The organism is Rhizobium sp. 05L429, from assembly GCF_056397645.1.
The window spans coordinates 62,721-88,264 of sequence record NZ_JBFTNV010000027.1 but is presented as its reverse complement, the minus strand read 5'-3'; the positions used below and the strand labels follow the sequence as shown (position 1 = coordinate 88,264).

The window sequence follows — 25,544 nt, the reverse complement described above, 5'->3', positions numbered from 1 at the left end:
TAGAGACGCAGCCTGCCCTCGCCGTCAGTCGTCAATCTTAACATCAAACCACCGCCCGACCGATCGCTTCAGCAAGCTGAGCCTGCGAGAACGGTTTGCCCAGCCGCGGTACGTCGGCGATACCAGCACCTTCCGGAATCTCGGCAAAGCCGGTCGCCAGGATGATCGGTATGTCCGCCCACTCCCTGCGGATCGCTGCGGCAAGCTGCGAGCCGGTCATGCGCGGCATGGCGTGGTCGGAGATGACGAGATCTACGCTTTCCCGTCGAAGGATGTCGAGCGCGTCGGCGCCAGCCGTCGCCTCGAACACGGTATGACCGAGATCCTCCAGCATCAGCGCCGTGTTCATCAAGACCAGTCCGTCATCATCGACAGCAAGGATGCGCAACGGCCGCAGGCCGATCACGGCTTCAGCCAAGGGCAGTTCGGACGGCTCGAAGAGTTTTTCGGCTTCCGTGACTGGAAACCACAGCTCGGCTGTCGTGCCTTCACCGAGCCGGCTTTTCAGCACGAGCCTGCCGCCAGACTGGCCTGCAAGCCCCTGCACCATGGAAAGGCCGAGACCTGTGCCTTTGCCGACACCCTTGGTGGTGAAGAAAGGGGTCACCGCCTGTTTCAACGTCTCTTCGGCCATGCCTTCGCCCTCATCGGTAACGGCGACGCGCACATAATGGCCGGCCGGCAGAGTGCCGCCGTCGGGCACGACCTCTTCAGTGGCTTTGATCTTGATAGACCCGCCGTCGGGCATCGCGTCGCGGGCATTGACGACGAGGTTGAGCACCGCCGTCTCGAGCTGATTCGGATCGGTGGCGATCGCCGGCAGGCTCTCGGGAAATACGGTTTCGAGCGAGGCGACCGGACCGAGGGAGCGCGAGACCATGTCCATCATGCCCCGCAAAAGTTCGGAAACATCAATCCTCTCCACCTGCAGCTCCTGGCGGCGCGCAAAGGCGAGCATGCGCTGGGTCAGAGCCGCACCGCGCTGCGCGCCGAGCATGGCGTTGTCGACAAGCGGCGACAAAGCCGGATCCTGCGGCATGCGCTTCTTGAGGATTTCGAGGCTGCCCAGCACCGCCATCAGCAGATTGTTGAAGTCGTGGGCGATACCGCCGGTCAGTTGGCCGATCGCTTCCATCTTCTGCGCCTGGAAAAGCTCTTCGCGGGTCTGCTCCAGAGCACGCTGCGTTTCCATCTTCTCGGTGATGTCACGGGTGATCTTGGCAAAGCCTATAATGTCGCCGAAATCGTCTCTGATCGCGTCGATTACGATACTGGCCCAAAAGCGGGAGCCGTCCTTGCGCTGGCGCCAGCCTTCCCTTTCGAACCGTCCGTCGCGGCTGGCGGTGGCCAGCGCCTGCTCAGGCAATCCGTTAAGGCGATCCTCATCCGTATAGAAAGTGGAAAAGTGTCGGCCGATGATTTCTTGCGACCGATAACCCTTGATGCGTTCGGCACCGGAATTCCAGCTCGTCACGTTGCCTTCGGGGTCGAGCATATAGATCGCATAATCGGAGACGCCCTGAACGAGAAGGCGAAACTGCTCTTCGCTGCGCTTTAACGCGTTCTCTGCCGCMTTGCGTTCCGTCAGGTCACGAGTAATCTTGGCAAACCCGATCAGCTCGCCCGAGGAATGGCGGATCGGATCAATGATGACATGGGCCCAGAAGCGCGTACCATCCTTGCGCTGGCGCCAGCCCTCCCCCTCGAAGCGTCCCTCATTCGTAGCAATCGAGAGCGCGCGGGCTGGCAGGCCGGCTTCCCGGTCGGCATCCAGATAAAAGCGGGAAAAATGCTGGCCGATGATTTCGGAGGCACGATACCCTTTGAAACGCTGGGCGCCGGAATTCCAGCTCGTCACATAACCTTCGGGGCTCAGCATGTAGATCGCGTAGTCGGTGATTGCATCAACGAGCAACCGGAAACGCCCCTCGTCCTGAAGAGACGTATCATATCGATCCACGGCTTCCATCTGCCCCTCTAAACGATCCACCAGCGCACTATAACGCCGGCTCGGGCCGATGGTTCCCGTTGAAACGACGATTCCCTCAGACGGCTTGGCTTTGCGGATAAAACCGTTCGGCAATTCGTTCCGACGCCGAATAGGCCTGCGTGACGATCTCAGGCACGAGATCGATGTCTGGCAGGCTGCCGAGGCCAAGCGGGCCGACCGCAAAAAGCCCATCGATTGACGAGCCGTCGTCCAGGAAAGTTTCGCCGCGGGCATTGACCGCCAGTCCAAGCGCAAGCTCGTCGGGCATGGCGAGATGCGCCGCGAGCAAGCTCTCGATCACAGGAGCGGAAAGATCAGGCGCATGGCAACGGCAATCGATGATGCGTTCGGCATGGATGACCTCCTCGCTCGACGAACCGACCGGCGTGAAGAACAGGCCGCTGAGACCTCGACGCCCGGCGCGACCGCGCCTGAGCACCGTGCGGCCCTCGGCAAGCTCCCGCTTGAGGCGCAGATGCATGGTCTCCGGCAGGCGATTGCGGTGGCTGTCGTAGATCGCTCGCAGATGCCTGTTGAACTGGCGCTTCTCGCGCGCCGGCAGCGACTGCCAAAGCGAACGAGCGTGTCTGCGAAGGCCGTTCATGACCGACTGCCAGCTTCGCCCCTCCTCCTCCGCCTCGCGGCAGGCCTGGCGGATGAAGCTGACGATGTCAGGCAGGCTTTGGGGTAGCGCCTCGACCGGGAAAACCGGATCGGCAGAATTCGGCGTGTGGCTCTGCGGCAGGAAACCGTGCCGTGAAATGATCGTTACCTGGCCGGTATAACCGGCGTCGCGAAGCTGCAGCAGCTGGTCCACGACGCGAATGCCGCTGCCGAGAAGCACCGTATGCGGCCGGGCGACGAGGCGCTGCGCCCTGACCGGTGAAACCTCTTGCTCCCCGGCCTCGGGTCGAGGCAGCCCGTAACCTGTCGCCAGGATCACGGTATCGAAAAGTGGATTGGACGGATTGGCGCTTTCCAAGAGGAAGCGGCTGCCATGGCTTCTGCGGATCGCCACGACCGGATCATGGCAGACCTGAACGGTGATATCCCTGCGAGCGGCGAGCGCTTCGGAAAAGCGCTGGTAGACATAGTCGCTGAAGATTTCCCTGGGTACGAAAATCTGCCGGAAGCCGGGGATCGCTGCCGGAACGGCGGCGCGGAATTCGGCGTTGCTACAGAGMCAGTCGTTGAAATCGTCGGTGTCGCCGAGCGAGACGGAGAGGTCGCGAACGCGCGTATTCAGAATGGTGGACGACCGCGCCGCGGAGAGAGCCTGACCACCGCTGACAGTAGAATTCGGATCGAAAAGCTGGAGGTGGAATGGCGTGCGCACGGTGCGCATCAGCGCGACCGCCATCATCATGCCGGAAAAACCGCGGCCGACGATCGCAATGCGCGGCATGGCGGAAATCTGCGCCGCCGCATTCGCCTTGCCGGAAAAAAGTCCCTGAACCGTCATCTCAACTCCCTTGCGGCTCATCCGCATGTGTCTCGATCAAGGTTTCAACGCAGGACGTCTGAGGCCATGCGTTGGGCAGGTTCATGCGGCCATGCAAAACGTTCGCCGCCAAATCGGGTTCCGTTTGGAACCATTCCAGGCTGGAGAAGGCATTCTCATGCCGACCCATAGTCTATTAAACTAGTCGTGTATGAAAGCGTGAAAAGCGCGAGGTGGCAAGAAGTTTATTTTACCACCTGCACAACACGCTGATCCAAAACGGAAATTGGTTCGGCCTATGTCAGGATTTCGGCAGTGAACGAAAAGCGCGCCGTTTCGCCCGGAGCAAGTACCTTCGTATAGGGGCGCCCCTCCAGATCGTCCGAACCGCCATTTTCGGCGGCCGTTCCGTGCCAGGGCTCGACGCAGAGGAAGGGAGCGCCAGGCTTGGTCCAGAGCGCCAAATTAGGAAGGTTCTCGAAGCTGAAATGCATGGCCGGACCGCCTTCAGCCTCATAGCGCAGGCCAGCGCCTGTGCCTTCGGGGAAGATCATCGCATCCTGCTCGAACATCGAATGATCGAGCACCAGGCTGCCCGCCTTGAAGGGCGAGGCAAGCTTCGTCGGCGAGATCAGCCCACCTTCGAGCCGGACAAGCGCAGGTTCGGCGCCATTGTCGAGCGTGACTGTATGCGGCTTGTTGACAGCACCGGGCAGCGGCCAGAGGAAAGCCGTATGAAAGCCGAGACCGAAAGGCATCTGCCTGATATCGCGGTTGGTGACTTCTCCAGCAACGGTCAGCGCCCGGCCTTCGACGCTATGGATGACGGCCAGCAGGAAATCGAAGGGATAGACCGCCCTTGTCGATTCGGAAGCGGAAAGCTCGTAGCGGCAGCTCGTTTCGGACGAGGACGCCAGTATGAATTCGCTGCGGCGGGCAAAACCGTGCTGGCCCATCGGTGCGCTATGGCCATCGACTTTAAGAGTATCGTTCGGCGCCTTGCCAACGATCGGAAACAGGATCGGCGAACGGCCGGTCCAGAAGGCGGCGTCGCCGTTCCAGACCCAGGAGCGCCCGTCGCTCGATGTCAGCGCCTGCATTTCCGCACCGAGCGAGGAAACGTCGACGGTAAGAAACTGATTTGAGATCCGGACCGTGGATGACATCGAACGCCCCTTCGTGCTGATTGGCGAGCGGACCATACATGCCCGGTAAGCGGATTTCCACTGGTGATGCTACGCTCTGAGACTTTCAGTTTCAGGCAGAAAAATGCGCCTGCTGCGTGTGGTCGGCAGTCCTCGACATGACGTTGCCGCCCAATCCGAGAAAGGCTCACGTAAAAATAACCGGTTGGTGAATTCTTTACTTGAACCCCCTGCCGGAATCGGCAAAACTGAATGTGCTATCAATCCCTTCATGGATTTGCCGTCCTTCCGGGCCACTTGGTCCGAGCACACATTTATTGGAAAAATACCGTGAGCAGCGATGCGTCCACACGCGCGACGAAGCCTTCGGCTTCGCTGGCGCTTGCAACCGCGGCAGGGTGGGGCAAGGGCCTCTACACACTGTTCCGCATCACCGTCATGGCCTTCCGCCATCCCTGGCAAGCAGGCCTCGCCATCGGCGCTACCCTGATCGCCTCAACCTTCCAGCTTCTGATCCCCCGCCTGCTCGGCCAGGCGGTCGACCATACGCAGGTGGCGCTTCATGGCGGCACTGTCGGACAGCAGGCGCAGGATGCGCTTTTGACGACGGCGCTGCTTCTGCTCGGCGCCAGCGTGCTGCGCGGCCTCTTCACGATGGTCCAGAACTATTACAGCGAGGMGGTCGGCCACCATATGGGCTACGAGTTGCGCCTTGCGTGTTACGAGAAGATTCAGCGCCTCTCCTTCTCCTTCCATGACAGCGTGCATTCTGGTGACCTGATCACGGTCGGCCTGCTCGATCTGGAAGGCGTGCGCATGTATTTTTCCACCGCGCTCGTGCGGGTTTTTCTGCTGACCATGCTGATCGGCATCGGCGCCTATATGCTGCTCTCGACCGACGTGGTGCTCGGTCTGCTGGCGCTCTCCTTCGTGCCCTTCGTCGGCTGGCGCTCTTCTGCGACCCAGCTTCGCCTGCGCGCCACCTGGCTCGACCTGCAGCAGCGGCTTTCGGTGCTGACGCGCATCATGGAAGAAAATCTTGGCGGCATTCGTGTCGTGCGCGCTTTCGCAGCCCAGGACCACGAACTCTCGAAGTTCGACGAGGCCTCGAAGAATGCACTGGAACTTGCCCATCAGCGTGTCGGCATTCGTGTCATCAATACCAGCGCCATGACCTTTTCCTTCTTTGTGGCCATGGGGCTGGTGCTGTGGGTCGGTGGCGGCAAGGTGCATTCTGGCGAGATCACCGTCGGTACGCTCGCCTCGTTCCTCACCTTCATGACCATCCTGCAGATGCCAGTGCGCCAGCTCGGCCTGATGGTCAACGCCTTCGCACGTGCTTCGACCTGCGGTACGCGTCTGTTCGAGTTGCTCGACCTTGAGATCGCCGTGCGCGATGCACCCGATGCCAAGGAATTGACGATCACCGACGGCACGCTGCGCTTTGAGAATGTCAGCTTCGCCTATCCGAGCTCACCCATGCACGAGGTACTGCATGATGTCAGCTTCGAAGCAAAGCGCGGTGAGACGATCGGCATCGTCGGCCCGCCCGGCAGCGGCAAGTCGACGCTCGCACATTTGATCCCGCGTTTTTATGACCCGACAGGCGGCAAGGTTACCATCGACGGTCAGGATATCCGCAAGGCGACGCTGCAATCGCTTCGCCGGTCCGTTGCCGTCGTCCAGCAGGATTCCTTCCTGTTCACCACGACGATCGAAAACAACATCGCTTACGGCGATCCCTGGGCCAAGGAAGGCAGGATCGAGCGCGCCAGCGAAAGCGCGCAGTTGCACAATTATGTGCTCGGCCTGCCGACCGGCTACGACACTGTCGTCGGCGAGCGCGGCGTCTCACTTTCGGGCGGCCAGCGCCAGAGGCTTTCGATCGCCCGCGCGCTGATGCTCAAACCCGCCGTGATGGTGTTCGAMGATTCGACGGCTGCGATCGACGCAGCCACCGAACAGCGCATCCGCAGCGCCATGCGCCGCTACGCCGCTGATCGGGTGACGATCATTGTCGCCCACCGTCTGAGTTCGCTGATGCATGCCGACAGGATCTTTTTCATTGAGGGCGGCCGTATCGTCGAGCAGGGCACGCATGACGAGCTCTTGGCGCTCGGCGGACGATATAAGGCACTTTACGATTTGCAGGTGCGACCGGGCGACGACGCTTTGAGCGCGTAAGAAACCGGCGCTGGAGGAAATACATGGCCGAGGAACTGGAAACCGAACGTCCCGATGTTCGCGAGGATGGCAGACGCCCGCCGCGGGCGGTCGTCGGGTCGCAGCGCGTCGAAGAGGAAATTTTCGGCAAGGTCTTCGATTCCAACATCGTCAAACGCATCTGGGCCTTTGTGCATCCCTACCGGCGCGACGTCATTCTGTCGGTTATTTCCGTGCTCGTCTTCACCGGCATGCAGCTCATGATCCCGCTGATCATCCGCTACGCCATCGACCATGGCATGCAGCCAGACACCAACAGCTCGGCTTTGACATGGGCGATCGTTGCCTTCCTGATCGCCATCCTCATCAACTACGGCGCCAGCTACTTTCAGGAAACACTGGTTGGCGGCGTGGCGGAAAACGTGCTCTTCGATATCCGCAGGGCCATGTTCTCGCATCTCCAGCGCGTTTCACTGTCCTTCATGGACAAAACGGAAGTCGGCCGGCTGATGTCGCGCCTGCAAGGCGACGTAAATTCGATGCAGGAATTCCTTGAGACCTGCGTGCTGTCGGTCGGCGATATCTTCCTGCTGTTCGGCATCGTCTTCGTGATGCTCTATCTGGATTTCAAGCTCGGCCTGCTGACACTTTCTGTGCTGCCGGTGCTCTTCATCGTGCGGCTCTTCTGGCTGCCGCTTGCGCGCAAATCCTTCATGKCCGCGCATGAGACGAATTCGGTGGCGAACGGCGCCTTGGCGGAAGCGATTCACGGCGTGCGCGCGGTCCAGAGCATGGACCGGCAGGATGTCAACTTCACGCTCTATGACGACAAGGCGCATGCCAACCTGCTGACGCATCTGACGGCGGCGCGGTACGCCCAGGTCATGGTCCCGATCGTCGATTCGCTGACCGGTATCGCCATGGCGCTCGTCATCGTTGTCGGCGGTTCGCGCGTGTTGAACCAGGCGCTCGACGTCGGCGTGCTTGTCGCCTTCCTCTTCTACATTCAGCGTTTCTTCGACCCAATCCGCTCACTGACCCTGCAATATTCGGTCATGCAGCGCGCCATGGCGTCTGGCCAGCGGTTGACCGATGTGCTTGACGTGCCCGTCGATATCAAGGACGCACCCGACGCCAAGGTCCTGTCGCCCGATATGGACGGATCGGTCGAGTTCCGCGACGTCGTCTTCGGCTACAATCCGAAGCATCCGGTGCTCAAACATGTGAGCTTCAGGGTAAATCCCGGCGRGACGGTCGCTCTCGTCGGCCCGACGGGATCGGGCAAATCGAGCTGTATGTCGCTGATCCACCGCTTCTATGAAGTGCAGCAGGGACAGGTCGTGGTCGGCGGGCACGACGTGCGCGAGCTGACACAGGATTCTCTCGGCCAGCAGATCGCCATGGTGCTGCAGGAACCCTTCCTCTTCACAGGCACCGTCTTCGAAAATATCCGCTACCACAAGGCTGAAGCGACACGGGAACAGATCATCATGGCCGCCAAGGCCGTCGGCGCGCATGACTTCATCATGCGCCTGCCACTCGGCTATGACAGCATGCTTGGAGAGCGCGGCGGCAATCTTTCGCTCGGCCAGCGCCAGCTGCTCTCCTTTGCCCGCGCGCTGGTGGCCGATGCCAAGATCCTCGTGCTTGATGAGGCAACGGCCAATATTGACAGCTATACCGAAATGCTGATCCAGAAGGCACTGGTAAAGCTGCTCGAAAACCGGACCGGCCTCGTCATCGCCCACCGGTTGGCAACGATCCGGGAAGCTGACCGCATCATCGTGCTGCAGAATGGCGAGATCGTCGAGAGCGGCAATCACCAGCAACTCATGAAGAACGGCAAGCTTTATTCGAAGCTCTATAATCTCAACTATGCATCCTTCGACGATATTCCCGAGGATGTGCTGGAAGAGACGGCGACGGAATCGGCTACCTGATGCCGGCAGTCGCGATTGCGCGTTTGACCCGGCCGAATTCGCCCTGAGGATTTCAGTGCAAAACATAAATTGAGGCCCTACGCGCCGTTTCCGGGGGGCTTGCCTCAAAAGGTGCAAGATTTGAACGAACAAACGCCCCCGTGGAGCATTTTATGTTCTATAGGGGCGATTTGCGACTAAGGAGAATGTTATGAAGAGAATTGTTAGCAGTCTGTTGATTGCGACGGCCCTTGTGGGCTCGGCTATTCAGCCTGCTGCCGCACGCGACCATCATCACCACGACAACACCGGCCGTGCCATTGCCGGCGGACTGGCAGCGGGTGTCGTCGGTGGTCTGATCGGCGGCGCCATCGTCAACAGCGGTCCCCGCTATGTCGACGGCCCCCGTTATTATGATGCAGGCCCACCGCCACCGAGGTGCTGGTACGAGGATCGTGACGTCCGCAACCGCTATGATGGCGGCTATCATACCGAAACCGTACGGGTCTGCGACTAGTGGCTTCGAGAAGCGCCTGATGCATTAAAGCGGCGTTGACCTGATCCTTGGTTATCGCCGCTGCCTCTCGCCCCTTCGGCCGGGATTGCAGCTGCAGTCCCGGCCGTACTTTTCCAGCAATTGACAAGAGCTGCCAGCGACATCAGCTGCGAACCATTCCAGCCAAGCGAAAAATCCTCATCTGTCATTTGCCTGCAAAGAACCGCCGTTAGGTGTCGGCCTGGGCAATTGCATGGCTGTGCGACATGATTGCACCAATGCAACGGCAGAGAAATGAACCGGGACGATTTCCTGAAACGGCAGAACGTTGCAACCCGCTCCGCGACCCATGTCAACTTGCTACCATCGCTCTCTATATATGTGCCGGCGGGGATTGCCGAATCTCATCACCCGTCCTTCGGCGGCTCATCCAGCGCTGGTTTTCAATGCTGACCGTTGTTGAGCGGTTTCAGAAGGCGGAAGTTGTCGTGCGTGAGACATTGAGGGAAAACCGATGACTGATGGTCCGGTGAACGACGTCAAGACGCCGAAGAAGGAGCGTATGCGCTTCGTGAGCGCCGAACAGGTGGCGCAACTTGCCGGCGTTTCCCGTTCGGCCGTATCGCGCACCTTTACGCCGGGAGCAAGCGTTGCGCCGGCGACGCGCGAGAAGGTCCTGCGCGCGGCTGAGGAACTCGGCTACCACGTCAACGATCTTGCGCGCGGCGTGCTGGCCAATCAGAGCCGCCTCGTCGGTATCGTCGCCACCAAGCCGGAAGTCGGCTTCCGCGCGCATCTCGCCGCCGCCCTCGCCAAATTCCTGATCCAGCGCGGCAGCATTMCAATCCTCATCAATACCGGCCAGACGGAGGACGAACTGCTGGCCGCCCAGAAGATGCTGATCGGTCACCGTGCCGAAGCGATCATCATCCTCTCCGGTTCGCCGCCAGCAAGCTTCTTCGAACTTGCCCAGCGCAACGGCCAGCCGCTTGTGGTCATCGGCCGTTCCGAACCGGATGCCGACCACGTGCGCGCGGGTAACTCGGAGGCCTCCCGGAAGGCAGCAACGGTTTTCTTCGAAGCTGGACGACGCCGCCTGGCAGTCGCCGGCTCCAACACCGGCACACCGAGCATCATCGAGCGTGAAAGCGCCTTCCTGTCGACGGCAGAAGGTCTGGGTGCGGATGTGTTCATCGGCCGCGGCGCGGATTCGGATTATGAGAGCGGCATTACCGCCGGCCGCGCCCTGTTTTCGAAATCCGTGCACCCTGATGCCGTCTACTGCGCCAACGACCAGATCGCCTTCGGGCTTATGGACTACGTGCGGCAGGAGGTGAAACTGCGCATTCCCGAGGATGTCGCCATCATCGGCTTCGACGATGTTCCAGAGGCATCCTGGCTGAGCTACCAGCTGACGACCTTCCGCCAGGATCCGCTCGTCATGGCGCTGCGTGCCGTCGAACTGATGGAGCGCCGCCTCGAAAATCCGGACTTGCCGCCGGGGTATGAACGCGTCATTCCTGAGCTCGTCATCCGCCAGAGCTTCAGGCCCTGATTCCTGTCCGAAAGATTCCCATGCATTGCGAATTTCCTGATGATGCCCGCTTCGTGCTTGCCAAAGACGTGATCCTCGATGCGGCCGGAAAGGCGCTCTCCTACTTCTCCGATCTCGCCTCGCTCGAAACCGGCCATAAGCTGAACGGCCAGGATGTGGTGAGCCAGGCCGATAAGGCCGTAGAGGCGATGATCCGCGACCGCATAACCGCCGCCTTCCCGGATGACGGCGTGCTCGGTGAAGAGGAAGGGCTGGCGGACGGTCCCTCGGGCTATCTCTGGGTCGTCGATCCGATCGACGGCACGAGCTGCTTCGTGCATGGCATCGACCAGTGGTGCATCTCGATTGCCGTCATGAAGGCTGATGAGACTGTGCTCGGCCTTATCTGCCAGCCGACGACAGGCGATCTCTTCGTGGCGAAGAAAGGCGAAGGCGCCTTCCTGAATGGTAATGCGATCAGCATCGACAAGGCGACGGTGATTGGTACCGGCCTTCTCGGCGTCGGCGCCAATTTCCGCATCCCGCTGAAGCAGGTCTCGATCTTCATCCACCTGCTGCTGGAAGCCGGTGGCATGTTCATCCGCAATGGCTCCGGCGCACTGATGCTGGCACAGGTCGCCTGCGGCCGGCTCGCCGGCTATTACGAACCGCATATCAACGCCTGGGACTGCATGGCCGGGCTATTGATGATCCGTGAAGCCGGCGGCTGGACCGAAGCCTTCCCCGGCAAGGGCACACTTTTGACCGGCGGCCCGGTCATCGCCGCAGCGCCCGGGGTAAGGGACGATCTCCTGACGCTCGTCGGCCGTTCTCTGCAGGATGAATTGGCCTAAACCTACTAGGTTGTTCGCCCAGCCTCGCTGGTCGGGGATGAACTTGATGCGATCCTCTCCGTCAGATCGACGAAATTGCGGATGAGCGCAAGGCGCGCGTCGGCGCGGTGGGCGACATAAAGCGGTAGCGGCGGCAGATCGCCCGGAAAGAGCGGCCGATAGACGACCGATTCCCGGTGCAGCACCCGCATCGATGCCGGCACGACAGTCAGACCGCGCCCGCCGGCCACCAGATTGATGGCAGCGATGATTCGCGAGACCTCATCGACGATCCGCGGTGTAACACCGGCTGTGCGGAAAGTTTCCATCAGGCGCTCGAAGATCCCGGGTCCATCCGTGCGTCGATAGACGACCATATCAACATCGTGGAGCATACCGAGCGTCAGCGGTTCACCCTCCGCCTCGGCGTAGGGGTGGCCGCGCGGGATAGCGACCAGCATGTCCTCTTCCGAGAGAGCCCGTGCCGTCAGCTCCGGAAAGCGCTTCGCATCGATATGCAGCAGCGCGACATCGACGCGCTGCTGCTGAAGGGCAAGGATTAGCTCATAGGTCTCGCTCTCCTCGACCACGATCTCGGCAAGCGGAAAGGCGCGGCGGAACTGCTGGAGGAATTGCGGCGCAAGCACATGCAGCGAGGCCGAGCTGGTGAAGCCGACCGACAGCCGGCCGCTTTCGCCTTTGCTGAAGCGGCGCACATTGTCGACCGCCAACTGCGACCGCCGAAGGATATCGCGTGCCTCCTGCAGGAACAGTTCGCCCGCACTGTTCAGGGCGACCCGGCGGGGAGACCGGTCGAACAGCGAGACGCCGAGCTCATATTCGAGATCCCTGATCTGCTGGCCGAGAGGCGGCTGCTGGATGTGCAGGCGCTCGGCGGCGCGGTTGAAGCTCCCCTCCTCCGCGACGGCCACGAAATATCTGAGATGCCTGAGTTCCATCGATAGCCTAGAACTTTTTGAGTTTAAGTGTTGAACAATATAAATATTTTACATGCACATGTCACGCCTCTAGGCTCGTCCCAACTTGACCGACACGGAGGAGACGACATGGCCAAGAGCAAACCGAAAATCGCAATCATTGGTGCCGGAATGGGCGGCCTTGCCGCAGCGGCGACACTGCGCAAGGTCGGCATAGATGTCCAGGTTTACGAGCAGGCGCCGAAATTTGCGCGCGTCRGCGCCGGCATTCAGATGCTGCCGAATTCATCGCATGTCCTGCGCGGCATCGGCGTGCTGGATCGCCTCAAGAAGATTGCCTTCGAACCCTATTCCCACCTCAACCGCGTCTGGGACACCGGCGAGATCAAGCGCGAGCTGCCGATGCCGGAAGATCTTTATGGCGCGCCGTTCCTCTGCATGCATCGCGCCGACTTGCATGAGGCGCTTTATTCAGTGCTTCCGCCCGAGATCGTTCATCTCGGCAAGAAGCTCATCGGCCTCGATCAGAAAAACGGCGGCGTCAGCCTTTCTTTCGCCGACGGCACGAAGGTCGAAGCGGATGCGGTCATTGCCGCAGATGGCGTTCACTCGGTGGTGCGCGAGACCATCGTCGGTCCCGACGCGCCGCTCCACAAGGGACGCATCGCCTATCGCGCAGTCTTCGATGCCAGCCTGATGAACGGTGGCACGATTGCACCCTCCAGAACAAAGTGGTGGGGCCTCGACCGGCACATCGTCATCTACTATACGGCAGCAGACCGGAGCTCGCTCTACTTCGTCACCAGTGTTCCCGAGTCGGCCGACTGGATGACAACCGAATCCTGGTCGTCAAAGGGCGACGTCAAGGAGTTGCGCGCCGCCTATGAAGGCTTCCATCCGGAAGTTCAGATGGTGCTCAACGCCTGCCCGGATTGCCATAAATGGGCAATTCTCGAACGCGAACCGCTGCCACGCTGGAGCGATGGCCGCGTTGCGCTTCTGGGCGACGCCTGCCATCCGATGACGCCCTATATGGCCCAGGGTGCCGCAACCTCCATCGAGGATGCCGCCGTGCTGGCTCGCTGCCTCGAGGCCGTCGACAATGACGACATCGAAGGCGCCTTCCGCCGCTACGAGGCAAACCGCAAGCCGCGCACGTCTCGCATCCAGGCGATCTCCAGCGCCAATACATGGATGTCGGGTGGCAACGAAGATACGACATGGCTCTACGGCTATGACGCCTGGAACGTGCCGCTGGTCGGCGAAAATGACCTGGCAATGGCCGGCTGATCGGAACGGCAAGATGCTGAAGCAAGAAACCCGCGCAATGGACGGTCACTATGAGTTCGTGACCGTCTCGGATGGCGCAACCATCGCCTTCCGGCGGTACGGCACGCCGGGAAAGCCGCGCCTGCTGCTGATCCATTCGCTTGCCCTTGATGGCAGCATCTGGACGGATGTCGTCTCCAGACTGGAAGGACAGGCCGAGATAATCTGTATCGACTGCCGGGGGCATGGCTGGAGTAGCCGTGCCCCCCTTTCCAACGCAATCGAGCGCTTCGCCGACGACGCTGCCGAGGTTCTCGACAAGGCCGGCTGGGACCAAGTGGTGGTTGCGGGCTGTTCCATGGGCGGCTGTATCACGCAGGCCTTCGCCGCCCATCACCCGGAACGGGTTTCTGCGATGATCCTCATCGATACTACCGCTTGGTATGGAGAAAAGGCCCCGCAGGAATGGCGGGCGCGGGCTCAAAAAGCGAGGACCGAAGGCCTCGCCTCGATGGCGGCCTTCCAGGCGACCCGCTGGTTCGGAGACGGATTCAGGGCGCAAAACCCCGTCAAGATCCGGGAGATGATGGAGATCTTTGTCCGCAACGATCTCGATGCCTATGAAGCGACCTGCATCATGCTCGGCGATGCCGACCTTCGCAGCGCCCTTCCCGGCTTCCATTTCCCGGTCTCCGTCATTGTCGGCGAAGAGGACTATGCAACCCCCGTCGAGAGCGCGCGCCAGCTTGCAGAGGCGATCCCGGGGGCGTCCCTGACGATCCTGCCAGGCGCCCGGCATCTGACGCCGATAGAATGCAGCGATGTCATCGCGGATGCGATCGGCATGATGATTGAAGCTGCCGCCAAATAGGGCGAAGCTGGCGGCAAGGAGGCGCCGCCAGCCTGTTTAACCGTGCCGATCTGGGAGGATGATATGCACGATAACAATAGCATACTGGTCGCTGGCTCGGCTGCAGGCGAAGTCTCGCAAGACGGCCCGCAGCAGATGCGATTGCCAGGCCGCGCAGCGGTCTTGACCGCGCGTTTCGAAGCGATCCCCTTTACGTCCTGGCATCGCCGGGCGCGTATCGTCATGGGCAGCGCCACTTTTCTCGATGCCTTCGATGCGCTTTCGCTTGCCTTTGTCCTGCCGATCCTGATCAAGCTTTGGGCGTTGACGCCGGCCGAGATCGGCTGGATGATCGCGGCAAGTTATATCGGCCAGCTCGTCGGCGCGCTGCTCTTCAGCCGGCTTGCAGAGACGTTCGGCCGCGTTCACATGGCAGCATCCGCGACCGCGCTCATGTCGGTCATGAGTCTGGCCTGCATATTGGTCGGCGATTTCCGGATGCTGTTCATTTGCCGACTGATCCAGGGTATCGGGGTTGGCGGCGAAATGCCCGTCGCTGCCACCTATATCAGCGAGCTTTTGCGCGCCAAGGGTCGCGGACGCAACTTCATGCTCTACGAGCTGATCTTCCCGATCGGGTTGATGGTGACGGGGCAGGTCGGCACGTTGATCGTGCCGGTCTTCGGCTGGAAATCGCTCTTCCTGCTTGGCGGGATTCCCGGCCTGCTGATTGCCTATCTGCTGTACCGCCTGCCGGAATCGCCGCGCTGGCTGATCGGCCAGGGCCGGCTCGACGAAGCCGAAAAGGTGATCCGCCAGGCCGAGGAAAGTGCGCGGCGCAAGGATTCCGGCTATTCCTTCGACGACCGCGCCTATAACGAAGCCACACTGGCGCTCGGCGGTCAGAGCCAGGCCGCCGCACCGCGGCCACGCAGCCGCTGGCGGGAACTGTTGTCACCGACCTTCCGTGTGCGCACTATCGTCGCCTGGATCCTCTGGGCAAGTTCGTTCTTTGTCGCCAACAGCCTGAACAACTGGATGCCGACACTCTATCACACCGTCTATTCGCTGGAACTCGGGAGTGCGCTGCGAGCAGCCTCGATGACCAATGTCGCCCAGGTCGTCATCCTGCTTGCCTGCGCCTTCTGCATCGACCGCATCGGAAGGCGCACCTGGGCCGTCGTTTCCTTCCTCGTCGGCGCGGTTCTGCTGGCAGCGCTCGCCGCCGGCGGGGCAAACAGTCTCTGGTCACTCATTCTACTTGCGACGCTTGCTTACGGCGTCGTCGGTTCCGTCAATGCCGTGCTCTATCTCTATACGCCGGAAATCTATCCGACGCGCATGCGTGCGGTCGGAACGGGTCTTGCCACATCATGGCTGCGCATCGCCTCAGCCGTCGGTCCGATGACGGTCGGCTACATGGTCGGCGCCCAGGGCATCAATTCGGTCTTCATCATGTTCGGGATCGTCGCCGTCATCGGCGCGCTGGCCGCAACGCAGATGATCGAGACCGGTGGACGCAAGCTCGAGGAAATATCCTCCTAGGTGCCGTCACCCCGTGCCCTGCACGCTCCGTGGAGAGAAGTCCCGGCACAAACGTGCCGGGACTTCGATATTTAAAGGCTTTCAGGCGCCGCGTGGTACAGCGTCATGCTCCTTGCGTGCTATCACCGTGGCAACGACAAAGACGAGCAGCGCGCCGACGGCAAGGCAGACTGACAGGAAGAACATCGGCGCAATCGTGCTTCCAGTCGCATCCTTGATCCAGGGCACGACGTTCTGGGCGACGAAGCCGCCAAGATTGCCGACGGAATTGATGGCGGCGAGGCCGGCCGCAGCCCCAGCCCCCTTCAGGAAGCGTGACGGAAGGCTCCAGAAGACCGGCTGCGGCGCGAAGATGCCGGCTGCGGCAATGCAGAGGAATATGAACTGCACCGTGTTGTTCGGCACGAGCGCGGAGAGCAGCAGGCAAGCCGCCCCAATGAAGGCAGGGATGACGATATAGGGCGTCTTCACCTTCACTTTGTCGGCAGCAGCCGGCACCGCCCAGAGTGCAATCGCGACCAGTATCCACGGGATGATGTTGATGAAGCCGTTTACCGTGTTGCTGACACCGAATGACTTCACGATGGTCGGCAACCAGTAGCTGAGGCCGTAAGCTGCGAGCGGAAAGGCGATGTAGCAGAGCGCCATCAACAGGACGCGGGGATCGACAAGCGCCTTGAAGCCGTTTCCGGCATTGTGGTCCATGCCGGAATTTTCGGATGCAAGCCGGTTTGCGAGCCAGCCCTTCTCCTCGTCACTGAGGAAACTTGCACTTTCGGGCCGGTCATAGAGATAGAAGAAGGTGACGATACCGGCGATGACGGCCGGAATGCCGGTTGCCAGGAACACCCATTGCCAGCCGGCATGGCCAAGGAAGCCGTCAAGATCGAGCAGCATGCCGCCGACCGGCGCTCCGACGGCATTGGCAAGCGCGCTGAAGATCATGAAGAGCCCCACCATGCGGCCGCGATAATCCGAAGGGAACCAGAGTGTCAGAAGGTAGAGGACGCCCGGAAAGAAGCCCGCCTCGCAGACGCCGAGCAGGAAGCGCAAGATATAGAACATCGTCGCGTTCTGCGTATAGGAGAGCAGGATGGTGACGATACCCCAGGAGACCAGGATGCGCGCGAACCAGACGCGTGCGCCGAACCTGTCGAGAAACAGGTTGCTCGGCACTTCGAAAAGGAAATAGCCGATGAAAAAGAGCGAGGCGCCAAGGCCGTAGGCATATTCGCTCATACCGAGCGCATCGACCATTTCCAGCTTGGCGAAACTCACGTTTTGACGATCGATATAGGCAATGAGGTAAAGGATTCCGAGGAATGGCATGAGGCGCCAGGTAATCTTCGAGATCAACTGCTGTTCGTTGACCATTGCAAATTCTCCAAATGATTGTTGCTTTTCCCCCGAATAGATAGCGCGGCCGGACGATTATCAATCGCACCGAGAGGATAGTTGCCTTCGAGATTGACAATCCATATGCCGTCAGTCCAAGCGTAGGGTAGCGGTAAGCTTCCCCTCCTGTCGTATCTCAAGAGAGATCATCATGGCCCTGTCCTCTCCCCGCGAGTTTCTCACCAGCCTGTTTTCCGCGGCCGTTCGCGCCGCCGATCCGGTGACCGGCATCAAGGCGCATCTGCCGGAAAAGCCTGGCGGCAAGACGGTTGTGATCGKCGCCGGCAAGGGTGCTGCGCAGATGGCGCGCGCACTGGAAAGCGTGTGGGACGGCCCGCTCGAAGGCGTGGTCGTCACCCGCTACGGCTACGGCTGTGAAACACAGAATATCGACATCATCGAAGCCGCCCATCCGGTTCCCGATGCCGCCGGTCTTGCTGCCAGTAAACGCCTGATGGAAGCAGTCGCCGGTCTTGGCGAAAACGATCTCGTCATCGCCCTGATCTGCGGCGGCGGCTCGGCGCTCCTGCCCTCCCCGCCCGAGGGCCTGACGCTGCAGGACGAGATCCTGCTCAACGAGCTGCTGCTCGCCTCCGGCGCACCGATCTCTGCCATGAACGTCGTGCGCAAGCATCTTTCCACCATCAAGGGCGGCCGGCTCGCCGCTGCGACCAAAGCCCGCGTCGTCAGCCTGATCGTCTCGGATATTCCCGGCGACAACCCGGCCCATGTCGCCTCGGGCCCAACCGTTCCTGACGGCTCGACCCGTCACGACGCGCTTCAAATCATCAAGCAATACAGCCTTAAATTGCCCCAGGCGGCGATCGATCATCTGAACTCCCCCAAGGCCGATGCGCCGCACCCGAACGATCCGGTCTTTGCCCGTCATGAACATCACATCATCGCCTCGGCCGGCGTGTCGCTCGAAGCGGCCGCCGAACTGGCCCGTTCTGAGGGTATAACGCCGGCAATCCTGTCGGATTCCGTCGAAGGGGAATCGCGCGACGTGGCACAGGTGCATGCGGCGATCGCCCGCGAGGTAGCCGGTCGCGACCGGCCTTTCACCAAGCCTGTCGTCATCCTCTCCGGCGGCGAGACGACGGTGACGCTGCGCGTCAGGGGCGGCAAAGGCGGCCGCAACGGCGAATTCGCGCTCGCACTCGCATTGGCAATCGACGGGCATGACGCCATTCACGTGCTTGCCGCCGATACCGATGGCATCGACGGTTCGGAAGACAATGCCGGCGCATTCTCGGATGGTGGCACGGTCAAGAGATTGCGCGCAGCCGGCCTCGACCCGCGCCGCGTGCTTGACGGCAATGACAGCTATTCCGGCTTCACGGCCATTGGCGACCTGTTCGAAACCGGCCCGACCGGCACCAATGTCAACGACTTCAGGGCAATCCTGATCGTCTGACCGCTCGTCCACGAAAGCCCGTGCGGTTCACCGCTTTACCGATGCGTTCTCGGATAGGGATTGGGCTCCGGCGGCGTCCAGTTGGCGAGCGTCGCGGGATCGGGCTTCCATACCTCGACTTTCAAAGGATAGCAGGCGGCCGCATCACTGGAATGACTTGCGCTACAATCGCCTCCCGGACAGGCAGACAGGGCACCGAGAAGATCGATCTCAGCAAAGAATTMGATGAAGTCTCCCGGACGCACAGGGCTGGCCTTCATGAAATACTGATGTGTATCCCTGGTGAAGCCGGTGCACATGAAGACATTCAGCACGTCATGGACATGCATCTCGGCCTGCTCGATCGGTATGCCGCAGTCGGCGGCAAGCGCCCGTGTCAGGTTCGAATGGCAGCAGTGATGATAATCGCCACCTTCCAGCAACCGGTTGGTATAGGGATCGCAGCGTGTTCCGATGACATCGTGAACGCCGGCGCCATCATCGTCCCAGCCGTACCAGCCAAGGCTGTCGTAGGTGATGGTTGCCATGGGACGCAGATATGGCAGCGTGCTCCAGAGACGATCACCAATGCCAACATGGGTGGCGTGCAAGGCCCGCGTCTTGCCGCTGAAAAAACGTTCGGTGAGATCGCCGGCATTCCACAGATTGAGATCGCCGACCTGAGGGCCCTCCATGCTGACGATGCGGAAGAAATGCCCCTGCGCAACGTGGAAGCTGCCTGCTTCGCGCGGCGGCACGATCACCTCCGTGACCTTCGTCAGCGTTTGGCGGGCGGCCGCAAGCAGCTCGAGATCGGCGGAGGGAAGCGTTTCTACGGGATAGACGACCACGGGCGGCGCTGAACGTCGCTCGGCTGCATCAGAAGGGCTTGGCATCATGGACTGCTTCGACATCTTGTTGTTTCCGCTCGGCTGGCGATCTTCGGGTGCTCTGCCCCGCGACACGCGATAAGTCGACGAGCACTCTTAGCGCGGTTGCACCATGGGGCAACCGAGATGTTTCTTGCTCAATGGGCAAGTTTTGCTTAGCCATCTCACATGAGAAACCTTCCCATCGCATCATTGCGGGCATTCGAAGCCGCCGCACGTCATGAAAGCTTCGTCAGGGCAGCTGCCGAATTAAACCTGAAGCCCGCCGGCATCAGCCAGCATGTGAGGGCGATAGAGAACTGGCTTTGTGTTCCCTTGTTTTTGCGCCATAGCCGCGGCGTGACGCTGACAGCCGCCGGCAGGGAATTCGGCGCAGCCGTCACGCATGCATTGGCGCATATCGAAATCGCCGCCGGGCAATTACGGCTGGAGGCGAACAGCCGTCCTGTCAGCGTTGCGTGCATTCCCTCCATGGCGGTGCGATGGCTCATTCCGCAGCTGCCGAGGCTGAGAATTGCTTATCCTGATATCCGGATCAACATCGTCTATGCGCTCGATGCCAAGACGCCGGAAGCGGCCGGCGCCGACCTGCTGATCTGCCACGGGATGCGGCCGAGTTCCGGCGCCATCAAGCTCCTGGATGCCGAGACCAGACCAACCTGCTCGGCGGAATTCCTCGCTCGACATGGTCCCTTTCATACGCCTGCCGACCTGCTTGGTTGCGAAATCCTGCACGACGAGACGACCGATGCCTGGGCACGCTGGTTGTCAGGCACCGGCATCCATTCCGCACCGAAGCTCGGACCTGTTTTTGCCGACTTCAATCTCATGATCGGCTCGTTGATCGGTGGCCAGGGTGTCGGCCTTTGCCCGACAGCGCTGATCGCAGACGAGATCGCGGCGGGTTCGCTCATTTCCCTCTTCGAGAGGGCGTCCGATACGGACAAGGCCTACTGGCTCATCGAGGCGAAAGGCCTCTCGCGCGAGGCAAAAACGCTTCGGGATTGGCTGCTTGCGGCAAGACAGGACGAGGGCTGACGATCCGGCCGGGACCGATCAGGCCTTGGCTCGCTTTGGAATATGCAAATCCTCAGACATCATGCGCCAGGTATTGCGACCGCCGGCCTTGGCACGATAGAGCGCCCGGTCCGCCTCCTGCATGAGGGCCTCGCCGTCCAGCCCTTCAGCAGCAGCAATGCCGATGCTGACGCCAAGGCGGATGGCAAGACCATTGATAGCAAAGGGCTGCTCGAAGGCGGCGATGCAGCGCTCGGCCAGATCAACTGCGTCGACCCGTTCTCCCGTCATCAGGATTGCGAATTCATCGCCCCCGAGGCGGGCGACCAGATGGCCAGGCGCATGCACTTCCAGCCTGTGGGCGACATTTTTCAGTACTTCATCGCCAGCAGCATGGCCAAACGTGTCATTGACGGGCTTAAAGCCATCCAGATCCAGGCAGCAGATAACGACATTTTCACGTTCATCCGATGCCAGTGCTTTTCCGAGTGCCTTGTAGAATTGCATCCTGTTGGGCAAGCCTGTCAGAATGTCGTGATGTGCCAGACGATTGGCTTCAGTTTCGGCAAGGATTCTGTCGCTGACATCAGCAACGGTGAGCAGCAGCCGGCGCTCGGATCCCTCGTGCAGGAGCCGAATATAGATCAGCACGTGGCGCTCCAATCCGTCGCTCGTCTTCTGACGCCAGATCGTCCGGGCGTCACAGTCACCGTCGAGATTAAGGAGGGCCTTCTCGAATGCCCGGAGCTCGCTATCGGTATGCATGTCGCAGGCCCGCTTAGACTGCAGCACCGCGGGCTGGACTCCATAGAAATCAACGGCTGCCCTATTGGCTTGCAGAATGGCGAGACTATCGCCATCGCACAAAAGCATCGGCATTGGATTGGCGTCGAACAATTGGCGAAGCCAGTCCTCCCGCTGCTTGAGGCCAGTAATATCGATGCGCATGCCGATCGCGCCTCCATCAGGCGTGCGCCGGTCGTCATGGCGCAGCCATCGGCCGTCCCGCAACTGCTGTTCGTCCTGGGAAACCGGCTGATGGAATTTCTGCATGCGGGCGCTGAGCCAAGCCTTCTTGTCGTCGACAAGTTCGCGCATCCCGTCGCCGGCGAGGCTGGTCCTCAAAATATCCTCAAAGGCGACACCAGGTCTGAGGTGCTCGGCTATGTCGGCATAGAGCTCTGCATATTTCTGGTTCCAGAGCACATAGCGGTCGTTGGCGTCGAACACACAGACCGCCTCCGGCAACATTTCGATGACATAGCGCAGGCGCAGATTGGCCTCGCGTGCCGCATGGCCTGCCGGAGGCTCGTCATCGACAGGCTCGAGGAAAGCTGCCGTTGCAGTCTCCGTGCCTGTGGGCCAGCTCAAGACCTGTACGCGACATAGCCGACGCTGACCGAGACGATCGCTGATGAATACGGTGGAGATGCCTGGCAACAACGGCCATTCCGGCATGAGTTCGCCAACATCGGCGCCGGCAAGCCGGTCTTCGAGATCAAGGAGATGTTCGGCTTGGGCGTTGGTAAACATGACCTGCCCAGCGGCGTCGAGCACGAGCACCGCCATCGGACACGCCTCCAGGAATGCAACGATCTCAGCACCAAGCATCGTTATCCCAACCGTAAAGTCGCTGCAGCAGATCTTTCGGGTGTGACTTTAACAGCGGAACGTAAAGGAATGTAACCATGTCTCGCAGCAGGAGATTTTCATGCCACCTCCGAAGCAAGATAGGGTTTCCAGAAAGTTAAGAGAAGATCCGGTTGTACGGTTCCATGACGAACGGCTTGACGATTGCATTCGCTTCACTGCAGTGACTTCGCTCTGATCACAACTTCAGGCCGCGTCTTCTCGCCGAGACCAAAATCACCCCGCCTTCGACAAGCAACACGGGAATCCGCCATGTCTTTTACGCTTGGTAGGATTTTTCATTAACCGGCGAACGAAAGGAATAAATAGTCTATAGATTTCATAGAGAATTCGACACCCTTTCCGTCATCGCTCCCTGACACTGCGAGCTGAAACGGGAAACATCAACGATGACACTGGCAAAAACATTGGGAACGGCTGTGCTCGGCCTCATCTCCCTCGGCATGTTCGGCAACGTGGCGGCGGCCGAGACGAGCGCACCGCTGCTCGACAAGGTGCCGCCGGGAACGGTGCTGACGATCGGTGATCCGGTCACGCAGAAAGCTCTGGAGGTTTCCGGCCTCATCAAGGAACTCACCTTCGAGGTCAAATGGGCCAATCTCAGCGGTGGTCCACAAACCTCGGAAGCCTTCCGCGCGCATGCGCTCGATGTTGGTTCCGTCGCCGAAATCCCGTCGATCTTCGCCACCTGGAACAACCTGCCCGTCCGCAATATCGCCTATCGCGAACGAAAAGACCCGATTGCCAATCCGATCTACCGTTTCGGCATTGCACCCGGTGTCGACGTCAAGTCACTGGCGGATTTCCGCGGCAAGCGCATCGCTTTCAGCCCCGGCCAGGCACAGGGGACACTCGTGCTTCGTGCGCTGCATGCCGCAGGCCTGACAAAGAAAGACGCGACGCTGGTCGAGCTGCCGAGCACGGGCGACGTCTATCCGAAGGCTCTCGCCAGCAAACAGGTCGATATTGCACCGATCGGTGGCGTCAATATCCGCCGCTACGTCACCCAGTATGGCCCTGACGGCGCGAGCCTCGTCGAGCACGGCCTGCGGGACGACCCCTCCCATCTCTACGCACCGCAATGGGTTCTCGACGATCCCGCAAAGGCAGCTGCCCTTGCCGAATATGTCCGCCTCTGGGCGCGCGCAACCGAATGGATCGATCAGAATCCGGAGATCTGGATCAAGGAATATTACATCGGCCAGCAGGGCCTGAGCCGCGAAGACGCCGATTTTCTCGTCAAGCTCACAGGCACCCAGGTGATCCCCGATAGATGGGCCGACGTGAAGAGGCGCCACCAGGAAACCATTAACCTCTTGGCCGACGAGCTTGGCTACAAGCCCTTCGACGTCGAACAAATCTTCGACAATCGCTTCGAGAAAATCGCGGCAGGCGCTCTGACGAGAAGCCAGTGATCGCACGTGCCGTTTCATAGCGAAGAGAGGAGATCGCAAGCATGGCAACCACTTGGGACGCAGATAACGTCAAGACATCACGGATATCGCAGCGTGAAAGCGCTGGCGTAACACCCACGGCAAAACCCGCAGCCTCCCGCGCTCGCCGCAGGCTCGGGCCCGGACGCGAGATACCCTTCGGATTGCAGATCGGCCCGGCCTTGCTGGTGCTGGTCTGGGTTGCCGGATCGGCACTCGGCTGGATCGACCCGCGCATTCTCTCGGCACCCTGGACGGTCGTAGAGGCCTTCGGACGGCTGATCGCAGAAGGCCGCCTGCAGGATAACTTCGTGACCTCTGCGACCCGCGCGCTGCTCGGCCTCAGCATCGGCCTCGTCATCGGCACAGCCCTTGCGGTCATTGCTGGCCTCTCCCGTGTCGGCGAGGCGCTGATCGATGGGCCGATCCAGATCAAGCGCGCCATCCCGACGCTGGCGCTGATCCCGCTTTTCATCCTGTGGTTCGGGATCGGCGAAGGCATGAAGGTGACGACCATCGTGCTTGCCGTCATCATCCCCATCTACATCCACACGCATAGTGCGCTGCGCAGCATCGACAGCCGCTATGTCGAACTCGCCGAAACGTTGCGCATGAGCCAGAAGGATTTCATCTTCCAGGTCGTGTTGCCCGGCGCCTTGCCCGGCTTCCTTCTCGGCCTGCGCTTTGCCGTCACTCTCTGCTGGGTTTCGCTGGTGGTGGTCGAACAGATCAACTCCACCAGCGGCCTTGGCTACATGATCGATCTCGCCCGCACTTATGGCCAGACCGACGTCATTCTCGTCGGACTCGTGGTCTATGTGCTGCTTGGCCTCGTCTCGGACGGTCTCGTCCGCCTCATCGAACGGAGGGCTCTCTCATGGCGCCGCACCCTGGCCAACTGAAACCTGCTGTCCACGTCGAAAACCTCGTCCGCCGCTTCGCCGCAAAGACGATCCTCGACGACGTGGATCTCGATATCGGAGAAGGCGAGTTCGTGGCCCTCCTAGGGAAAAGCGGCTCGGGCAAGAGCACCTTCCTGCGCGCCCTTGCCGGCCTTGACCACGAGGTCGAGGGAACCGGCACGCTAGAAACACCCGAAAAACTCTCGGTGGTGTTTCAGGACGCCCGTCTGCTGCCCTGGCGCACAGTCATCCAAAACGTCACGCTCGGCCTGCCGGGCAATACCGGACAGGAAGCAGGCAGGAAAGCACTGGCAGAAGTGGGTCTCGAAGGACGGGAAAGTGCGTGGCCGAACCAGCTTTCCGGCGGCGAACAGCAGAGGGTGGCGCTTGCCCGCTCGCTGGTGCGGGAGCCGGCCCTGCTTCTGGCCGACGAACCGTTCGGCGCTCTCGATGCGCTGACCCGGCTGAAAATGCACGACCTGTTGCGCGAACTCTGCGCCAGGCATCGTCCCGCCGTTCTCCTCGTAACCCACGATGTCGATGAAGCGATCTCGCTCGCCGACCGGATCCTTGTTCTCGACGAAGGCCGTTTCGTGGAGGACCTGCGCATCGACCTGCCGGCGCCGCGCGATCACGGCGATCTGCGTTTCGCGCAAATCCGAACCCGTCTTCTGAGCCGGCTCGGGGTTGATGTTCCCGGCCGTCGCGCCGCCTGAAATCCCAACGGAGATCGTCATC

20 protein-coding genes are annotated in these 25,544 nt (G+C 60.8%); 13 read left to right on the top strand and 7 right to left on the bottom strand.

Annotation, left to right across the window (positions count from 1 at the left end; genetic code table 11):
- Positions 1-43 precede the first annotated feature (43 nt).
- From AC1DNW_RS25080 to AC1DNW_RS25070, 3 genes are all read right to left on the bottom strand, one after another.
- Positions 44-1,969 carry a hybrid sensor histidine kinase/response regulator gene (locus tag AC1DNW_RS25080; RefSeq protein ID WP_477854675.1) on the bottom strand — a complete coding sequence of 642 codons (1,926 nt, stop codon included), beginning with the start codon at positions 1,967-1,969 and terminating at the stop codon, positions 44-46.
- 76 nt (positions 1,970-2,045) lie between these two features.
- The gene (locus AC1DNW_RS25075; RefSeq protein ID WP_477854674.1) at positions 2,046-3,452 is read right to left on the bottom strand and encodes an FAD/NAD(P)-binding protein; all 1,407 of its coding nucleotides are present in this window, start codon (positions 3,450-3,452) and stop codon (positions 2,046-2,048) included.
- Between the two features lie 275 nt (positions 3,453-3,727).
- On the bottom strand, positions 3,728-4,597 hold the full coding sequence (locus AC1DNW_RS25070) for an aldose 1-epimerase family protein (RefSeq protein WP_477854673.1): 870 nt from the start codon (positions 4,595-4,597) through the stop codon (positions 3,728-3,730).
- A 309-nt stretch (positions 4,598-4,906) separates the two neighbouring features.
- Between AC1DNW_RS25070 and AC1DNW_RS25065 the strand changes: the two genes are divergently transcribed.
- The 5 genes from AC1DNW_RS25065 (at position 4,907) to AC1DNW_RS25045 (ending at position 11,542) form a co-directional block, all read left to right on the top strand.
- The gene (locus AC1DNW_RS25065; protein ID WP_477854672.1) at positions 4,907-6,760 is read left to right on the top strand and encodes an ABC transporter ATP-binding protein; all 1,854 of its coding nucleotides are present in this window, start codon (positions 4,907-4,909) and stop codon (positions 6,758-6,760) included.
- A 23-nt stretch (positions 6,761-6,783) separates the two neighbouring features.
- Positions 6,784-8,679, top strand: a complete 1,896-nt coding sequence (locus tag AC1DNW_RS25060) for an ABC transporter ATP-binding protein (protein ID WP_477854671.1) — start codon at positions 6,784-6,786, stop codon at positions 8,677-8,679.
- A gap of 190 nt (positions 8,680-8,869) precedes the next feature.
- On the top strand, positions 8,870-9,175 hold the full coding sequence (locus AC1DNW_RS25055; protein ID WP_112546130.1) for a hypothetical protein: 306 nt from the start codon (positions 8,870-8,872) through the stop codon (positions 9,173-9,175).
- A 493-nt stretch (positions 9,176-9,668) separates the two neighbouring features.
- Positions 9,669-10,709 (top strand): LacI family DNA-binding transcriptional regulator, encoded by a 1,041-nt coding sequence (locus AC1DNW_RS25050; RefSeq protein WP_477854670.1) that lies wholly within the window; start codon positions 9,669-9,671, stop codon positions 10,707-10,709.
- 20 nt (positions 10,710-10,729) lie between these two features.
- Positions 10,730-11,542 (top strand): inositol monophosphatase family protein, encoded by an 813-nt coding sequence (locus tag AC1DNW_RS25045; protein ID WP_113508185.1) that lies wholly within the window; start codon positions 10,730-10,732, stop codon positions 11,540-11,542.
- Between the two features lie 5 nt (positions 11,543-11,547).
- Here AC1DNW_RS25045 and AC1DNW_RS25040 read toward each other — a convergent pair whose 3' ends face one another.
- Entirely contained in the window at positions 11,548-12,480 is a 933-nt protein-coding gene (locus AC1DNW_RS25040) for a LysR substrate-binding domain-containing protein (protein WP_113296896.1), read from the bottom strand.
- 108 nt (positions 12,481-12,588) lie between these two features.
- On the opposite strand from AC1DNW_RS25040, the gene AC1DNW_RS25035 reads away from it, so the two are divergent.
- The 3 genes from AC1DNW_RS25035 to AC1DNW_RS25025 all read left to right on the top strand — a co-directional run bounded on the left by AC1DNW_RS25035 (position 12,589) and on the right by AC1DNW_RS25025 (position 16,123).
- The gene (locus AC1DNW_RS25035; protein WP_477854669.1) at positions 12,589-13,749 is read left to right on the top strand and encodes an FAD-dependent monooxygenase; all 1,161 of its coding nucleotides are present in this window, start codon (positions 12,589-12,591) and stop codon (positions 13,747-13,749) included.
- Between the two features lie 13 nt (positions 13,750-13,762).
- A complete protein-coding gene (locus AC1DNW_RS25030; protein WP_477854668.1) occupies positions 13,763-14,599 on the top strand; it encodes an alpha/beta fold hydrolase in 837 nt (278 codons plus the stop codon).
- A 63-nt stretch (positions 14,600-14,662) separates the two neighbouring features.
- Positions 14,663-16,123: an MFS transporter gene (locus tag AC1DNW_RS25025; RefSeq protein WP_477854667.1), complete on the top strand. Its 1,461-nt coding sequence runs from the start codon at positions 14,663-14,665 to the stop codon at positions 16,121-16,123.
- 81 nt (positions 16,124-16,204) lie between these two features.
- Here the strand turns inward: AC1DNW_RS25025 and AC1DNW_RS25020 are convergent, their stop codons facing one another.
- Positions 16,205-17,497 (bottom strand): MFS transporter, encoded by a 1,293-nt coding sequence (locus AC1DNW_RS25020; protein WP_477854666.1) that lies wholly within the window; start codon positions 17,495-17,497, stop codon positions 16,205-16,207.
- 172 nt (positions 17,498-17,669) lie between these two features.
- On the opposite strand from AC1DNW_RS25020, the gene AC1DNW_RS25015 reads away from it, so the two are divergent.
- Positions 17,670-18,935 (top strand): glycerate kinase type-2 family protein, encoded by a 1,266-nt coding sequence (locus AC1DNW_RS25015; RefSeq protein ID WP_477854665.1) that lies wholly within the window; start codon positions 17,670-17,672, stop codon positions 18,933-18,935.
- A gap of 35 nt (positions 18,936-18,970) precedes the next feature.
- Here AC1DNW_RS25015 and AC1DNW_RS25010 read toward each other — a convergent pair whose 3' ends face one another.
- Positions 18,971-19,828 (bottom strand): urea carboxylase-associated family protein, encoded by an 858-nt coding sequence (locus tag AC1DNW_RS25010; RefSeq protein ID WP_477854664.1) that lies wholly within the window; start codon positions 19,826-19,828, stop codon positions 18,971-18,973.
- A gap of 144 nt (positions 19,829-19,972) precedes the next feature.
- Between AC1DNW_RS25010 and AC1DNW_RS25005 the strand changes: the two genes are divergently transcribed.
- Entirely contained in the window at positions 19,973-20,842 is an 870-nt protein-coding gene (locus AC1DNW_RS25005; RefSeq protein WP_113296903.1) for a LysR substrate-binding domain-containing protein, read from the top strand.
- Between the two features lie 18 nt (positions 20,843-20,860).
- On the opposite strand, the gene AC1DNW_RS25000 is transcribed toward AC1DNW_RS25005, so the two are convergent.
- Positions 20,861-22,432, bottom strand: a complete 1,572-nt coding sequence (locus AC1DNW_RS25000; protein ID WP_477854663.1) for a diguanylate cyclase domain-containing protein — start codon at positions 22,430-22,432, stop codon at positions 20,861-20,863.
- 428 nt (positions 22,433-22,860) lie between these two features.
- Here AC1DNW_RS25000 and AC1DNW_RS24995 point away from each other — a divergent pair, with 428 nt between their 5' ends.
- Genes AC1DNW_RS24995 through AC1DNW_RS24985 form a run of 3 tightly spaced genes read left to right on the top strand, consistent with a single transcriptional unit; the run spans position 22,861 to position 25,522 of the window.
- Positions 22,861-23,886 carry an ABC transporter substrate-binding protein gene (locus AC1DNW_RS24995; RefSeq protein WP_477854662.1) on the top strand — a complete coding sequence of 342 codons (1,026 nt, stop codon included), beginning with the start codon at positions 22,861-22,863 and terminating at the stop codon, positions 23,884-23,886.
- Positions 23,887-23,927: 41 nt separating this feature from the next.
- On the top strand, positions 23,928-24,806 hold the full coding sequence (locus AC1DNW_RS24990; RefSeq protein ID WP_477854661.1) for an ABC transporter permease: 879 nt from the start codon (positions 23,928-23,930) through the stop codon (positions 24,804-24,806).
- Entirely contained in the window at positions 24,782-25,522 is a 741-nt protein-coding gene (locus AC1DNW_RS24985; RefSeq protein WP_477854660.1) for an ABC transporter ATP-binding protein, read from the top strand. The genes AC1DNW_RS24990 and AC1DNW_RS24985 overlap by 25 nt, the downstream gene beginning before the upstream one ends.
- The last annotated feature ends 22 nt before the right edge of the window (positions 25,523-25,544 follow it).

What these genes read in the sequence shown, in the direction of transcription:
- AC1DNW_RS25070 (WP_477854673.1), bottom strand. Translation starts at nt 4,597, where the DNA reads ATGTCATCCACGGTCCGGATCTCAAATCAGTTTCTTACCGTCGACGTT.
- AC1DNW_RS25055 (WP_112546130.1), top strand. Translation starts at nt 8,870, where the DNA reads ATGAAGAGAATTGTTAGCAGTCTGTTGATTGCGACGGCCCTTGTGGGC.
- AC1DNW_RS25045 (WP_113508185.1), top strand. Translation starts at nt 10,730, where the DNA reads ATGCATTGCGAATTTCCTGATGATGCCCGCTTCGTGCTTGCCAAAGAC.
- AC1DNW_RS25040 (WP_113296896.1), bottom strand. Translation starts at nt 12,480, where the DNA reads ATGGAACTCAGGCATCTCAGATATTTCGTGGCCGTCGCGGAGGAGGGG.
- AC1DNW_RS25030 (WP_477854668.1), top strand. Translation starts at nt 13,763, where the DNA reads ATGCTGAAGCAAGAAACCCGCGCAATGGACGGTCACTATGAGTTCGTG.
- AC1DNW_RS25025 (WP_477854667.1), top strand. Translation starts at nt 14,663, where the DNA reads ATGCACGATAACAATAGCATACTGGTCGCTGGCTCGGCTGCAGGCGAA.
- AC1DNW_RS25020 (WP_477854666.1), bottom strand. Translation starts at nt 17,497, where the DNA reads ATGGTCAACGAACAGCAGTTGATCTCGAAGATTACCTGGCGCCTCATG.
- AC1DNW_RS25005 (WP_113296903.1), top strand. Translation starts at nt 19,973, where the DNA reads ATGAGAAACCTTCCCATCGCATCATTGCGGGCATTCGAAGCCGCCGCA.
- AC1DNW_RS25000 (WP_477854663.1), bottom strand. Translation starts at nt 22,432, where the DNA reads ATGCTTGGTGCTGAGATCGTTGCATTCCTGGAGGCGTGTCCGATGGCG.
- AC1DNW_RS24995 (WP_477854662.1), top strand. Translation starts at nt 22,861, where the DNA reads ATGACACTGGCAAAAACATTGGGAACGGCTGTGCTCGGCCTCATCTCC.
- AC1DNW_RS24990 (WP_477854661.1), top strand. Translation starts at nt 23,928, where the DNA reads ATGGCAACCACTTGGGACGCAGATAACGTCAAGACATCACGGATATCG.
- AC1DNW_RS24985 (WP_477854660.1), top strand. Translation starts at nt 24,782, where the DNA reads ATGGCGCCGCACCCTGGCCAACTGAAACCTGCTGTCCACGTCGAAAAC.